Annotated in this window: 9 protein-coding genes; 6 read left to right on the top strand and 3 right to left on the bottom strand. The window is 44.5% G+C overall.

Going from position 1 to position 15,318, the window contains the following annotated elements:
• The first annotated feature begins 40 nt into the window (after window positions 1–40).
• A complete protein-coding gene (locus OCU60_RS20925; RefSeq protein WP_074371080.1) occupies window positions 41–385 on the top strand; it encodes a DUF3024 domain-containing protein in 345 nt (114 codons plus the stop codon).
• Window positions 386–587: 202 nt separating this feature from the next.
• Here the strand turns inward: OCU60_RS20925 and rnb are convergent, their stop codons facing one another.
• A complete protein-coding gene (gene rnb / locus OCU60_RS20920) occupies window positions 588–2,585 on the bottom strand; it encodes an exoribonuclease II (protein ID WP_074371079.1) in 1,998 nt (665 codons plus the stop codon).
• 628 nt (window positions 2,586–3,213) lie between these two features.
• Between rnb and OCU60_RS20915 the strand changes: the two genes are divergently transcribed.
• Window positions 3,214–5,052 carry a DEAD/DEAH box helicase gene (locus OCU60_RS20915; protein ID WP_074371078.1) on the top strand — a complete coding sequence of 613 codons (1,839 nt, stop codon included), beginning with the start codon at window positions 3,214–3,216 and terminating at the stop codon, window positions 5,050–5,052.
• 133 nt (window positions 5,053–5,185) lie between these two features.
• Here OCU60_RS20915 and OCU60_RS20910 read toward each other — a convergent pair whose 3' ends face one another.
• Both OCU60_RS20910 and OCU60_RS20905 read right to left on the bottom strand, forming a co-directional pair.
• Window positions 5,186–6,727: a methyl-accepting chemotaxis protein gene (locus OCU60_RS20910; RefSeq protein WP_074371077.1), complete on the bottom strand. Its 1,542-nt coding sequence runs from the start codon at window positions 6,725–6,727 to the stop codon at window positions 5,186–5,188.
• Between the two features lie 505 nt (window positions 6,728–7,232).
• Window positions 7,233–8,675 carry a 6-phospho-beta-glucosidase gene (locus OCU60_RS20905; RefSeq protein WP_074371076.1) on the bottom strand — a complete coding sequence of 481 codons (1,443 nt, stop codon included), beginning with the start codon at window positions 8,673–8,675 and terminating at the stop codon, window positions 7,233–7,235.
• A 340-nt stretch (window positions 8,676–9,015) separates the two neighbouring features.
• Between OCU60_RS20905 and OCU60_RS20900 the strand changes: the two genes are divergently transcribed.
• The 4 genes from OCU60_RS20900 to OCU60_RS20885 all read left to right on the top strand — a co-directional run bounded on the left by OCU60_RS20900 (window position 9,016) and on the right by OCU60_RS20885 (window position 15,272).
• A complete protein-coding gene (locus OCU60_RS20900) occupies window positions 9,016–10,224 on the top strand; it encodes a glycine C-acetyltransferase (protein WP_074371075.1) in 1,209 nt (402 codons plus the stop codon).
• 124 nt (window positions 10,225–10,348) lie between these two features.
• The gene (gene tdh / locus OCU60_RS20895) at window positions 10,349–11,380 is read left to right on the top strand and encodes an L-threonine 3-dehydrogenase (protein ID WP_074371199.1); all 1,032 of its coding nucleotides are present in this window, start codon (window positions 10,349–10,351) and stop codon (window positions 11,378–11,380) included.
• A 368-nt stretch (window positions 11,381–11,748) separates the two neighbouring features.
• Complete coding sequence (locus OCU60_RS20890) at window positions 11,749–13,641, top strand: methyl-accepting chemotaxis protein (RefSeq protein WP_074371074.1); 1,893 nt, start codon at window positions 11,749–11,751, stop codon at window positions 13,639–13,641.
• Between the two features lie 242 nt (window positions 13,642–13,883).
• Window positions 13,884–15,272, top strand: coding sequence for a diguanylate cyclase domain-containing protein (locus tag OCU60_RS20885; protein WP_228449086.1), 1,389 nt, complete (start codon window positions 13,884–13,886; stop codon window positions 15,270–15,272).
• Window positions 15,273–15,318: the final 46 nt, after the last annotated feature.

Raw genomic sequence — 15,318 nt, 5'->3', positions numbered from 1 at the left:
TTGCTTATCTTAGTTGATTCAGAGGTTTATTGAGATATAGATGACGGTCGTTAACCTATTACAACGTCAGATCGAACACCGAGCTGAACTATTATGCCAAAATCGCAATCAGGGATTGCCGGTTGGCATTGGTAAATCATGCTTTGAGCCGATTGTGGATGGTGTCAAATTTCTCAAACACCATTATAAGCTTGATTCCAGTCATTACGATTATTCTACGCCAGTGGCAAAGATTCAGTGGGATCAACAAGCGCTAGTGTGGACACTCTATGTGCCGAATGATAAAAACACTTGGATGCCATACCCTTTCTTGGGCCGAAGTGAAGATTTAACCGCATTAATCCGCGAAGTTGAAAAAGACCCAAAATCCTTGTTTTGGTCTTAATTTGTTGGGAGGTCGGTGGTTTTATTGAAACCAAGTCAGATGCATCGGCTGCTAAGATAAAACACCACACCATATTTCGGATTGACGTAAATAAAAAGGTATTCATATGAATACCTTTTTTTATGCGCAATAGATGTTGAATCATATCGGCACTTGACGTAACTCACGGCTACTTTAAGCAGCCGTAAGCACAAACGCATCATCAAGCCGTTTCTGATTCGTCGCTTTGAGCTGGCTCAGCAAAAACTGCAGTCGGTTTGGCAATGATGTTCCGGTTTTCTTGATTCACTTCATTCAGTGTGACTTCAAGGGTATCTCCCAGTTTATACACCAGTGCTTTATCGATGTAGATATAACCTTGTTCTGCATGGCACTCGATACGTTCTTTGTTATCCATGATCAGCGAAGCAGGGACAAATGCCGTGGCACCATTTTCGATTAATCTGATCCGCATCCCGGCACGGTTGATATCAAAGATTTCCGCATGGTAGTGCGTTTGCTTCTGCGGCTCTTCAGCCAAGGTTCGGGCATAAAGCCAGTCACTGATGTTTCTTTCTGCAATCTTATGATGTTTCCGATGAATTGCCAGCTCCTCACCAACCCGTTCATCCGGTAATTGCACCGGCGGTTTACCGACAATATAAGACTTCAGTAAGCGGTGATTGATCATATCGCCATATTTACGAATCGGAGATGTCCATGTCGCATAGACATCCAACCCCATAGCAAAATGTGGTGCTGGCTGATTACTGATTTCACTATAGCTTTGGAATTTACGAATACGGTTATCCAAATAACTGGTGTTTTGAGTGGCAAGCCAACGACGTAGGGCGGAAAAACCTGTCAGTGTTTTAACCGTTTCATCGTTGTGATCACTCATGCCGTGTTCGGTAATAAGCGCAATCACATCAGCAATCCGTTCAGTTTTAAACCCGTCGTGGACATTGAAGACCCCCGTCCCGAATTGCTGCTGAAGCACTTTACCGGCACATACGTTCGCTGTCACCATCGCTTCTTCAACCAGACGATTGGCACTGCGGCGCATATCGGCATGAATGGCAATAACATCATTATCTTCACTGAGTTCAAAGCGGTAATCCGGTCTGTCGGGGAACACCACCGCGTGGGTTGCCCGCCATGAGGCACGCGCCTGAGAAAAGGCATATAACTCTCGGACGACCTGAGCAATTTCATCGGAAGGTGTCCAATCGCTTGACTGACCGAGTTCCAGCCAGTCTGAAACATGATCGTAAACCAGGCGGGCATGAGATTGAATTTGTGCTGAGAAAAAGCGGATATCATCTTGCAGGGTACCATCCTGAGCCACTGTGACTGTACAGCACAAGGCTGGGCGTATTTCACCTTCCCGCAGCGAACATAAGTTGTCAGCGAGTTCTCTCGGGAGCATTGGAATATTGCGTCCCGGCAGATAAATCGTAAAGCCCCGTTCACGGGCTACCTTGTCCATCTGATCATCAGGCGTGATGTAAGCGGTTGGATCCGCAATGGCAATCGTTAACTCAAAATCACCGGACTCAGTACGCTTGGCGTACAGTGCATCGTCCATATCTTGAGTCGATGCACCATCAATTGTCACAAATGGAATATCGGTTAAATCAACCCGAGTCAGTGCCGGGTCATCTTTCTGTTCCCAGTGCTCGATCCCTTCCGGCTCTTGATTCGGTAAATCGTTTGCTGCCAGAGTGACCCACCAAGGGGCAATTTTGTCGTCGGCATCGGTAATTTTATGAGTAATTTCAACGAAAAAACCATTGTCACCTTTGAGTGGATGACGCGTGAGCTGTGCTACCACCCAGTCGTTTTCCGCAATCGTGTTTGGATCCAATCCTTTTCTGACTTTCGCTTTCAGCGGTTGTTTTTTCAGTTGTGGATGATCCGGTGCAACATTGAGCTTGCCTTTGTGCAGTCTGACACGGCCAATAAAGCGAGAGAGGGCAGGTTCGAGTAACTCTTGTGGTTCGGCAACTTCACGTTCGTTTTCGGTGCGGATGATTGCAATGACTTTATCGCCATGCATTGATTTTTTCATGTAGGGAGGTGGGATAAAGACACTGTTTTTACTGTCAATTTCTAAAAAGCCGAAACCTTTATCAGTTGCTTTAATGGTCCCTTCTTTTTTCGGCAGATTCTCCTGAATCTGTTGTTTTAACTGGGCAAGTAATGGATTGTCTTGAAACATCAGATATTATTTTAACCTTTCATCTTTTGGCTCAGGAGAGGGCGCTCTCCTCAATTTCGCGAAGTCTTCTCCAGTACATGGCATCGAATATCTGCGAAATATCCGTAAATATTACATATACCCCACATGGTACTCGGTAATCAGGGGAAAGTATATGACTCCCTGATGAGCATACCTGCTGATATTGTGCTTCGGTAGTGATTTTGGAGAGAATGCGTATCAGTAGACATTTTTGTATCTTGCAGGTACTCAGGCATTATTGGGTCATGTGATACGGGAGTGATGTTATGTTGCTATACTTGTACTGATTTTCATGACTTATACTGATTTTCATTGGCATCGTACAACATTGAATCTGTAGCGGTGGGGTTTAAAAAACGATGACAATATGTTATGTGACGGAATTAAAAGGAGGTTTTTGTTCGCATTGAGAAAAATATGTGATGAATTTCAATTTTTTCTAGATTTTTTTATGCATTTAAGGAATAATCCGCCTCCTTTGTTATGTCCCTCGTCGCTTTAAAGCGGTCTTTAGTTAATACCGTACGGAAAGGAATCTATCCTTGACTGGATTAGAAATGGTAAAGCGCATGGGGCCTTGTTATTCATCTAAATTAGTGGGAACCCCATGCAAGAAAATGTAATTCAATTCAAAGAATTAGCGCTCAAAAACGAAATCCTCTCTGCTCTAGACAATATGGGCTTCGTTTCTCCTACACCTATTCAGGCTGCTGCAATTCCATTTTTGTTGGAAGGCCGTGATGCTTTAGGTAAAGCACAAACCGGTACCGGAAAAACCGCAGCATTCTCTCTACCTCTGCTCAACAAACTGATTATGGATCAGCGTAAGCCTCAGGCCATTGTCATGGCACCGACGCGTGAGCTGGCAATTCAGGTTGCTGCAGAAATCAAAACTTTAGGCCAACAAATTGCAGGCCTGAAAGTATTAGAAATTTATGGTGGTGCATCGATTGTTGATCAGATGCGTGCCCTTAAATCGGGAGCTCATATCGTTGTGGGTACACCGGGACGGGTTAAAGATTTAATTACCCGTGATCGTCTCCATTTGGATGAGTGTCACACCTTTATTCTCGATGAAGCTGATGAAATGCTGAAAATGGGTTTTGTCGATGATGTGACCTGGATTATGGAACAATCTCCTGAAACTGCTCAGCGTGTTTTGTTCTCAGCTACAATGCCGCCAATGGTCAAAAACATTGTAGACCGTTATCTGCGTAATCCGGCCCGCGTGGATGTGGCAGGTTCAAACCAGACCGTTGCTAAAGTAGAACAGCAATACTGGGTTGTGAAAGGCGTTGAAAAAGATGAAGCCATGGTTCGTATACTTGAGACGGAAGAAACGGATGCATCCATTGTTTTCGTGCGTACCCGTCAAGACACCGAGCGTCTGGCTGACTGGCTTTCTTCTCGCGGATTTAAAGCGACAGCGCTGCATGGTGATATTCCTCAGTCTTTACGTGAAAGAACGGTTGAGCACATCAAAAAAGGTGTCACTGACATTCTGGTTGCAACGGATGTTGTTGCTCGTGGACTGGATGTGCCTCGAATTACGCACGTATTCAACTACGATATCCCATTTGACGTCGAATCTTATATTCACCGTATTGGTCGTACTGGCCGTGCCGGACGGAAAGGAAAAGCGATCCTGTTGGTTCGTACAAACCAAATCCGCATGTTGCGTACGATCGAACGAGTGACGCGTTCTTCTATGGAAGAAATTCAGTTACCGCATCGTGACAAAGTTGCTCAGGCACGCTTGGTTCAACTGAGCCAAGAACTTGAAACTGAAAAAGAACATAAAGCATTGGAAAAATTTTCCGAGCTGATTGAAAGCCTCAGAGATTCTTTAGACATCGATACCACAACACTGGCAGCGATGTTACTGAAGCGTCAACAGGGTAAACGTCCATTATTCTACGTGGGTGACGACCCGATGATTGCTGAGATCGAGCGTGAAAAATCACGTCGTCGTGATCGTCGTGACGGTGGTGATGATAGCCGCCGGAGTTATGGTCAGGGAAATCAGGATTGGGATACTTACCAACTACAAGTCGGTCGTGAACAAGGTGTCCAGGTTAAAGATATCGTCGGTGCACTGGCAAACGAACTGGGGCTTGGTAAAGGCTCAATCGGGGCCATTAAACTGGCACAAGGCCATACATTCGTTCAATTGCCGAAAAGCATGTCTTCTGACGTGACCCGTAAGCTGCGTAAACTTCGGATTCGTCAGAAAGATGTCGGAGCTGTCGTGTGTGACTTTGATGACTTCCGTGAATCTCGCGGCCGTCGTGAAGGTAGTCGTCCAAACCGTAGTGGTGAAGGTCGTGGCTCCCGCGATAATAGTCGTCGTGAAGGCGAACGCCGTTTTGATCGTAATCGTGGTGGGGATCATCGAGGTGCTCATCGTGGTGAACGCGGTCACGCCCGACGTCACACTGAAGCATAAATCAGTCAGACTGAATGAAAAGAGGGAAGCGCTTGCGCTTCCCTCTTTTTTTGAGATGTATTCTGTTCAGTCGTATGTTGTACGCAGCGTGCCGGATCTCTTTGAGCGGGCCGCTTTTCGTCACCGGTATGATTTAGCGAAAGGTACTGCTCAACTGGGCAATAGAAATCGCTTGTTCATCGGTTTGTGTTGCATACTCACTGACTTGCGTGACCAGTTCATAGTTGTCAATAGCGTGCTGTTGTGCATCATTCATATTCTGCGTCATGTCGGTAATGACGGTCCCTTGTTCTTCCATCGCTACTGCAATCTGAGCCGATTTTTCTTCGAGTATCGTAATCTGCTCTTGTACGGTATTCATCATTTGCCGTACGGTTTGTGATTCTTGATTGCAACCATCTGCTGTTTCCTGATTTTTTAACATCGTTTTCTGCCAGTTATGCATCGATGTTTGTAAATCCGTGACCGATTGTTGAATACTTAGCGTCGCATTTTGCGTTCTGCCGGCAAGGTTACGAACTTCATCAGCGACGACGGCAAATCCCCGGCCTTGTTCACCGGCTCTTGCTGCTTCGATTGCAGCGTTTAGTGCCAGTAAGTTTGTTTGATCGGCAACCCCCTGAATCTCTGCCATCACTTTTGCAATATTATCGGTATCTTTGGTGAGCTTATGCAGCGTTTCTGCGGCTTCTCCGATACCTTGATGCAGGTTGTCCAAAGAAAGACCATTGGCGTGAAGGGTCTGTACCGCTTGGTTACATTCGTTTTTCACATGCTGAACATAATCATGGGTCGAACTGAGATTCGTGTTCACATCATGAATGGTGTCGGTGATCTGAGTGGCTGCGGTTGCCAGATGGGTCAGTTCATTTGTTTCGGCTGCAATACTATTGAGAGAGTGCTGGCTGATATCTTTCATTTTTTGTGATAAGGCGATCAAATCAGCACCATTATCAGCACTTCTGCCGAGGATCGTTTTTATTTTGGCATCGTGAAATTGGATGTCATAACTGAGCTTACCGATGAGCCCCGAGCCACTGAAAACCAGACGTGACGGACTTTCCATCACCGTTTGCCGTTGTTTGATATATTGAGGTAGTTTGATCAGTTCATCATAATACAGATAGAGAAATATCAAAATGAAGAGCAATAATATCATCGCAGCCAACATACCTGATAAAGCGAATGCGCCAACGAGCAACCCCGCAGCGAATGTTATGGCGAACCATCGTTTAATTCCATCGCTTTCTCGAAGGGAGATTGAGCGTTTTCCTTGGTTGATCTGGGCGTAGAGCGTTTCAGCCGCTTGAATATGTTCACGTTGAGGACAGCGTCTGACAGACTGATAACCGATCATTTTATCGCCTTCATATAGCGGTGTCACAAATGCATCAACCCAATAAAAGCGGCCGTCTTTACAACGATTCTTCACCATTCCGTGCCAGCTTCGTCCTTGTTGCAGTTGTGTCCACATATCTTTAAACGCGGCTTTCGGCATATCCGGGTGACGCACCATATTATGGGGTTTACCAATCAACTCTGCCGCACTAAAGCCTGAAATTTTACAAAACTCATCGTTGGCGTAAGTAATGTAACTATCCAAATCGGTTGCTGAGACTAAGAGTTCGTCAGGTCTGAAAGTAACCTCACTTCCTTGATGTGTAGATTGATTCATTATTATATTCCTTGTAGGGGCGACTTATTTTTATCATTCAGGAAATGTCGGTGTTGCACTTTGATTGAGAACTAAAGGCCAACACCACAATCAACATATTTCAAGCGCTCAGGAAAGGCTTGTTTTATTCTTGTTATATATGATGAGATACTGAATTGGCATGCTTGCACATGGTAATCAATAACGTTCAGGTGAGTGGTCTAATGATTGAATCGATTGTACTTTATTGAAGGAAGTTCATATATTTATTGCATCTGCACTATCGTTGCTTCAATAAAAGTGACGTTTAACAAATATCTTAAGTGGGATGGAAAAAATAAACGTATTGGGGAAAATTCAGTGATGATTTCAATTGTTACAATGGCAATGATGTTATTGGTAACGACGGGCGGGTATTGAAGGTAGTACCACAGATATCAGATTGAAGATATATCGCGTCTTTGAGTTCCAAAGACGCGATGAGCGTTAAACAGAATATGAATCACTGGACGTTGCTTCTGTCCGATTAGAGTTCTGAACCGTTAGAGGCAATCACATTCTTATACCAATTAAATGACTTCTTCCGTGAACGTTGCAGCGTACCGGTATTATCGTCATGCTTATCAACATAGATAAAACCGTAGCGTTTTTTCATTTCTCCGGTGGTGAAAGAGACCAGATCGATACATCCCCACGGGGTATAACCCATTAGTTCGACACCATCAATATGAATTGCTTTCGCCATTTCCTGAATATGGGTGCGTAGATAGTCGATACGGTAATCATCGTGAATCTCGCCGTTTGCTTCGACTTTATCGACGGCACCCAGACCATTCTCAACAATAAACAGCGGTTTCTCGTAACGCTCATAGAGGGCTGTCAGACTATATCGCAGACCGACAGGATCAATCTGCCATCCCCAGTCACTGGCTTTCAAGAACGGGTTACGGACCGAATGTTTACGGCTCCCATCAACCAGTTCTTCCTGATTACTTTCTGTCGCTTGGGAATTGACTGTATTGGACATGTAATAACTAAACCCGATGTAGTCGACTGCTCCGGCTTTGAGAATTGCGTCATCGCCTTCAGCAATTTCAATGGTATAGCCCTTCTCTTCCCACTCTTTCCGGGCGTAAGTCGGATAGTGACCTTTGGCCATCACATCCGCGAAAATAAAGCGATCCCGCATGGCGACTTGTGCCAGCATCACATCGTCAGGATGAGATGAATATGGATAGAATGGCACCATTGCCACCATACATCCGACTTTCAGCGCCGGATTCAGGGCATGGGCTTGGGCAACGACTTTAGCACTGGCAACAAACTGATGATGCGTTGCCTGATACATGGCTTCTTCGGGCTTTTCTTTCTGTGTGAATTTGACGCCAGAACACGTCCAGCCAAAGATATCAAGGGCAACATTCTTCTGGTTATTGATTTCATTGAATGTCATCCAGTATTTCACTTTGTGCTGATAATGCTCAATCACCGTCATCGCATATTTTACAAATAGATCAATGACTTCCCGGCTCATCCAGCCATCATACTTCTGAGTAAGATGATAGGGCATTTCGAAATGGCTGAGGGTGATGACCGGTTCAATATTGTATTTCAATAGTTCATCGAACATATCATCGTAGAACTGCAATCCCGCCTCACATGGGGTCGTTTCTTCTCCGGTCGGGAAAATGCGCGTCCAGGCAATACTGGTTCTGAAACATTTGAATCCCATCTCGGCAAAGAGTTTAATATCTTCTTTGTAACGCCCGTGAAAATCGACTGCTTCATGGTTTGGGTAAAATTCATCAGGCTGAATACCATCGGTAATCTTGCGTTGTTTGCCATAGGCACCAGCGGTTACAACATCAATAATACTCATCCCTTTGCCATCTTTGTCCCAGCCGCCTTCAAGCTGGTGAGCGGCGACAGCGCCTCCCCATAGGAAATTCTCCGGAAATTTCGGGTTCATTTAACTCCTCCGTAATTTTGATAAAATTGTAATTTTGGAACCGGTTCCAATGATAGATTCTGTATGAAATCAAGATCAATGAGATCACCGTGAAACTGTGCCATTCATCCCATTATGTGATGTTGATAACAAAAATAGAGCCGTCGAATGGCATAAAAACTTGGGCAAGCCGAACAAATGGGAATACGCTTTATTTGTGAATTAAATTCAATAATGATTTTCCCCTATAAGGGATAATCGCTTTTTGCGACATCGATTACACTGATCAACCACGTCTCTTTACACTGTAAATATTGCAGCATCATCACGGCAGTGAACTAAAAATAGCAAGGGAATCATTATGTCTTCTGCATTCTACGAACATATCCAACATCAGATCGAATCCATCAAAGAAGAAGGTCTGTATAAGTCGGAGCGCGTCATCACCTCTGCACAGCAAGCGGCTGTTCATATCAATACTGGTGATGAAGTGCTGAATTTTTGTGCCAATAACTATTTGGGACTGGCCGATCACCCGGAACTGATTCAAGCCGCCAAAGCTGGCATGGATAGCCACGGATTCGGAATGGCTTCGGTTCGGTTTATTTGCGGTACGCAAGATATCCATAAAACCTTAGAACAGAAGCTCTCTGCCTTTCTCGGAAAGGAAGATACTATTCTGTATACCTCATGTTTTGATGCCAATGCCGGACTGTTTGAAACACTATTAGACCAAGAAGATGCCATTATTTCTGATGCGCTCAATCATGCATCGATCATTGATGGTGTCCGGTTGTGTAAAGCCATGCGTTTTCGTTATAGCAATAACAATATGGCGGAGCTGGAGCAGCAGTTGATTGCTGCTGATCAAGCGGGTGCCCGGCATAAAATGATTGTCACGGATGGCGTTTTCTCTATGGATGGTGTGGTCGCTAATCTCCCGGCTATCTGTGATCTGGCAGACCAGTATGATGCTTTAGTGATGGTGGATGATTCTCATGCGGTTGGTTTTATGGGTGAAAATGGACGTGGAACTCATGAATATCATCAGGTCATTGAGCGAGTGGATCTGATTACCGGCACATTAGGTAAAGCGATGGGGGGGGCTTCCGGTGGTTATACAGCCGGTAAAAAAGAAGTCATTGATTGGTTGCGTCAGCGTTCCCGGCCTTATCTGTTCTCTAACTCCGTTGCCCCTGCCATTGTTGCCGCATCGATTCGGGTGTTGGACTTACTGGCAGAAAGCAGTGAACTGAGAACACACCTGTGGGAGAACGCCGCGCATTTTCGTCAGCGGATGAGTGATGCCGGTTTTACGCTGGCAGGGGCAGACCATGCGATTATTCCAATCATGTTGGGTGATGCGAAGGTGGCGGCTGAGTTTGCTGAGCGGGCTTTAGCGCAGGGCATCTATGTGGTTGGGTTCTCTTATCCTGTTGTGCCGAAGGGGCAAGCACGAATCCGTACTCAGATGTCTGCGGCGCATTCAAAAGCGCAGCTGGACAGGGCAATTGACGTCTTCATTCAGGTTGGCCGTGAGATGGGTATTATCACCGGTTCGTCGTTGTAAGTTAACGGTTGAATGCCCAAGAGATGTGAACCGTACGCTGTAATGTTGTTCTGTTCACATCAGCGGAATCATGATGGTCGTAGAGACAGTTGTGATCGTCGATAATTGTGACAGAGATAGTCATATGAGAATTAAAGCATTATCAAAGCTAAAACCTGAACAGGGCATTTGGATGACCTCGGTCGATATGCCAGTCATGGGACATAATGATCTGCTGATCAAAATTAAGAAGACTGCCATTTGCGGTACCGATGTCCACATTTATAACTGGGATGAATGGTCACAAAAAACTATCCCGGTGCCGATGGTGGTCGGCCATGAATATGTCGGTGAAGTCGTGGGTATTGGTCAGGAAGTCCGGGGTTTCTCTATTGGTGATCGCGTTTCCGGAGAAGGACACATTACTTGTGGTCACTGTCGTAACTGTCGTGGTGGCAGAACGCATTTATGTCGTAATACCATTGGTGTCGGTGTGAACCGGACGGGTGCATTTGCCGAATATCTGGTCATTCCGGCTTACAACGCGTTCAAAATACCAGATGGTATTTGCGATGATCTGGCTGCGATTTTTGATCCATTCGGCAATGCGGTTCATACCGCGCTGTCGTTCGACATGGTCGGAGAAGATGTGCTAATCACCGGTGCCGGACCGATTGGTATTATGGCTGCCGCGGTTGCGAAACATGTTGGTGCTCGCCATGTGGTGATCACGGATGTTAATCCGTATCGTCTGCAATTGGCTGAGAAAATGGGCGTTACACGAGCTGTCAATATTGCAGAAGAGCGGCTCAATGATGTCATGGCAGAACTGGGAATGACCGAAGGATTTGATGTTGGTTTAGAAATGTCCGGCGTTCCGGCGGCATTTCACACTATGTTAGAAGCCATGAATCACGGTGGACGAATTGCTCTGTTGGGGATCCCACCATCGGATATGGCAATCGATTGGAATCAGGTTATTTTTAAAGGTTTGATTATCAAAGGAATTTATGGTCGGGAAATGTTTGAAACCTGGTACAAGATGGCAAGCCTGATCCAATCCGGTCTCGATCTGACGCCAATGATTACCCATCACTACAAAATCGATGACTTCCAGCAAGGCTTCGACACTATGCGTAGCGGGGCTTCCGGGAAAGTGATTCTTGATTGGGAATAGTTGAATATTGATTCTGAAGCGCTCCGATTGGGGCGCTTTTTTGGTTTTCGGCCTTTTTATATCGACTTTTTCACATTCAAGTTGTTTAACCCAATGGCGAAGACCGTTTTCCGAGAGCATCGAGACCAATAGGGTCCAGAAATTGTGTGAATTTGATCGAGAGACTGACAGTATAGAGTTTAAATGTTGCTGAAAATGAGCGACGTTGTTGTGTGGACGTTGTTTTGTGATCAAACACTTCTTTTTTTACTCGTTATTTATCACCTTAAGTGGATCGGGATCATTAAACTGCAATGTTGCGGATACATGATACTCTGTGGTGGTATAAACTTACCTGAGTGTCAAACCGGTTAGTAAGGAGTTAACCCATGACTCTTACCAAGAAACTACTTATTATCAGCGGCTTAATCGTTGCTGTTCTTGCGTTTGTTCAGGCAAGCATTTCTGCCTATTCGATTCAAACGCAAATACTTAATAGCATTACATCTTCGAATACACTTTATGGCGAAAGTAGTTCTCGGACGGTAAGCGGATGGATTAATGAGAAGAAGAGTATGGTCTCTGCATTTGCAGATGCTTTAAGCCGAACGGATACCACAGAGAAAATTACCAGCGAGATTAAGACAATTGATATGGCAGGTGGTTTCGGTTCAGTGCTATATGGCACCGTTGCGGGTGATACCTACCGTGCAAAGGGGTTGAATACCAAAGCCGGTTACGACCCTAAAGTTCGCCCCTGGTATAAAGATGCTATCAATAGTTCAGATGTGTACCTCAGTGAACCTTACGTGGGTGCATCAAGTGGTGTGCTTATCACAACTGTTTCAAAGAAAGTTATTATTGATGGCAAAGTCACGGGTGTCGTGATGGCGACTCTGCCTCTTGATAAAATTAATGATGACATCCTCTCAATTAAGGTTCCCGGTGACGGAAAAGCCTTCTTGCTTTCCTCAACCGGAACCATCATCGCGCATCCAAACCCAGAGTTGGGGAATAAGCCCTTGACAGACCTGACACGCGATGTCACGGCGAATGAGTTGATTCGCCATGCTAACAAGACTAGCCTGTTAGATATTAAAGTAAACGGCGTTCAGAACTTATTGACCGTATCTAACGTGAAGGGAACTGATTGGTATTTGGTGCTCATGAGTCAAAAGGGAGTGCTCCTTAAACCGATGAAGAAGCAATTGACATACCAAATTATAACCGCGGTTATTATGTTTGTTCTGTCAATCGTTATCTTGGGTGGTGCTCTGCGTTATATGCTTTCAAACCTATTTTCGGTATCTGTAGCACTAAACGATATCGCTAAGGGTGAAGGTGACCTAACGGTACGTATTGATGCCAAGAGCAATGACGAAGTCGGCGAGCTGGCAAGAAGCTTTAACCAGTTTGTCGAAAAGCTGCACAGTATTATCTCAACAGTGAAGGAGATATCACACGAAGTACTCAATCAGTCAGAACTTAGTGCGCGATCTTCAAGTGAAAGACAGGCAAGAATCGCCAATCAACAGAATGAAATCACTATGGTTGCAACGGCTATGACGGAAATGGCGACCACGACAGGTGAGATTGCTAACATCGCCGAAGAGACTGCTCAAAGCGCTACAAATACGGTCGAAGTCAGCAACAGAGGTAACCAGCTTTCACAAAAGAGTGAGGAATCCATTCATAAGCTTTCTGAAGAGGTTAAGAGTGCAAGTGGAGTCATTGCAGACCTTAATCAGCAAGGGGAACAGATCACGACGATAGTCTCGTCGATTAACGATATTGCTGAACAGACTAACCTGCTAGCGCTAAACGCAGCGATAGAGGCCGCGCGTGCTGGGGATCAAGGTCGCGGTTTTGCCGTCGTTGCTGATGAAGTGCGCACACTCTCAGAAAGAACGCGAACGTCAACCGAAGAAATAAGCCAAATGATCAGTAAGCTGCAAGGAACGACTTCCGAGGCTGTTGATGTGATGAATCAGTGTCACAATCTGGCTATTCAAAGTGTTGATGATACCAGCAATGCTGCCGAGAGCTTCAAAGAAATCAAAGAATCTACAGAGGCTATCAATCATATGGCAGCGCAGATTGCCACCGCAGCAGAAGAACAAGCGGTCGTTAGTAAAGAGATTAACGTCAACACTGAGTCCATCAAGGTGATCTCTGACAGTCTAAGTGAGGACTCTGAAGAAGACGCTATACAAGCGCAGCACTTAAATGGGATGTCAGAGAAGCTGATTGCTCAAGTCGGAAAATTTAAGATCAAGACATAGCTTGTATTCGTTAACATCCGACCATAAACGTTTTCAAGGCACCTTTCGGTGCCTTTTCCTTCTTTCAGCTCTAAATCACCGACTTCAGTCGGTGGTTATCGGTGGTTATCATTGCTAGGAGAGCAATACCTAATTTGGAACGACCAAGGTGAATTCGACTAAAACGCCAACAGATCTTGTATATCTAGTATATGATTATAAAGGTAGTTTTCAGTCAATGTTTGGCCTTGCCATGGGAGGATGTGATTATCAAAATATATAAGTTCAACCCATGGATCTTTTGTCTGTTGACGATAGGGTATGTTTTACTCTCTTTTATGGCCGTAAATTTGGTCACGGAGCGCTTTGTTAACAAACAGAGTCAAGAGATTAAAGAGATCATACAACATGAGCTGGCATTGGTCCGATATAGTATTGAAGCCAACGTCTTTCGTGATACATACCTTGCAGATAGCTTTGCTTCCGTGGTTGCTTTAAATCCTCAATTTGCTATGAAAAATTGGGAGTACGTCGCCAAGCAATTTTTATCGAAAGCCGCTCTGGTCAGAAATATCGGACTTGCCCCCAATAACATCATCTCCCATGTTTATCCCTTAAAAGGGAATGAAGAAGCGCTTGGACTCAATTTTCGTACATTACCTCAACAGTATAAAACGATTCAGATTGCCAGAGAGACGCAAAAGGTTTTCATTGCTGGTCCACTGGAATTGGTCCAAGGCGGTACTGCGCTGATTGCCCGATACCCGATTTTTACGGATGTACCGCATAACGCTAATTATTGGGGAGGACTCAGTGTCGTGATTAATTATGACAAGCTGATAGCTCTGTCTAATTTGCATCAGTTCAAGGATGTTGACGTCGCCTTAGTTGCAAATAACTATAATGGTACAACCAGCAAACTCATTGAAGGTGATGACGCGATTCTCAAAGATTTTGATATCAGCTATCCCATATATCTGCCCAATGTGAATTGGACTTTGTTTGCTAAATATAAAAATTTTCATGAAATTGAGAGCGTGAGTCAGTTTGAGAATCTTTTCTACACACTGGGGTTTATGACATTTTCTGTCGTCTATTTTCTGATATTGTTTTTGATTAACAATTATTTACGTGTTCATGAGCTTTCATTGCATGATGAACTGACTAAGCTCCCTAACCGGCGTTATTTATTCAATGAATTTGAAAGAATAAAATTAAGAAGCGGAACTCTGATTGAATTGACGGTTTTGAATATTGATTTAAATCGGTTCAAACAGATTAATGACACGTTAGGGCATGAGGCCGGTGATGAAGTCTTGAAATATATCGCATCGTCGTTAACCAAGTGTTTAAGATCATCAGATTTTATTTCTAGAATTGGTGGTGATGAATTCGTTGTGATTCTCCAGCGCACCACAAAACCAGAATATATTGAACAGATCATCCACAAGATACATATTTACTTCGAGTCCAACCCTTTACGTTGGCGTAACCATGAAATAGAGATCTCTTTAAGTATCGGACATTATCATTTTCAAGGTCCATCAGGAGATCTTGTTATCAATGACATATTATCAGAGGCCGATAAAAGCATGTATCACGATAAGTTATCCCAAAGAAAGAATGAGAAGGTTAGCGAAAACGGTCAGTGAGCAATTAGCTCCCGTTTCGACCAAGGATCATTTCTGTGGGATCGAT

Source organism: Vibrio spartinae, from assembly GCF_024347135.1.
Classification (GTDB): Bacteria; Pseudomonadota; Gammaproteobacteria; order Enterobacterales; family Vibrionaceae; genus Vibrio; species Vibrio spartinae.
This window is presented reverse-complemented; position numbering and strand designations above follow the sequence as displayed.

Bases quoted from the DNA above. Each gene is read 5' to 3' on its own strand.
- OCU60_RS20900 (WP_074371075.1), top strand. From the start codon at position 9,016: ATGTCTTCTGCATTCTACGAACATATCCAACATCAGATCGAATCCATC.
- OCU60_RS20910 (WP_074371077.1), bottom strand. From the start codon at position 6,727: ATGAATCAATCTACACATCAAGGAAGTGAGGTTACTTTCAGACCTGAC.
- OCU60_RS20905 (WP_074371076.1), bottom strand. From the start codon at position 8,675: ATGAACCCGAAATTTCCGGAGAATTTCCTATGGGGAGGCGCTGTCGCC.
- OCU60_RS20925 (WP_074371080.1), top strand. From the start codon at position 41: ATGACGGTCGTTAACCTATTACAACGTCAGATCGAACACCGAGCTGAA.
- tdh (WP_074371199.1), top strand. From the start codon at position 10,349: ATGAGAATTAAAGCATTATCAAAGCTAAAACCTGAACAGGGCATTTGG.
- rnb (WP_074371079.1), bottom strand. From the start codon at position 2,585: ATGTTTCAAGACAATCCATTACTTGCCCAGTTAAAACAACAGATTCAG.
- OCU60_RS20915 (WP_074371078.1), top strand. From the start codon at position 3,214: ATGCAAGAAAATGTAATTCAATTCAAAGAATTAGCGCTCAAAAACGAA.
- OCU60_RS20890 (WP_074371074.1), top strand. From the start codon at position 11,749: ATGACTCTTACCAAGAAACTACTTATTATCAGCGGCTTAATCGTTGCT.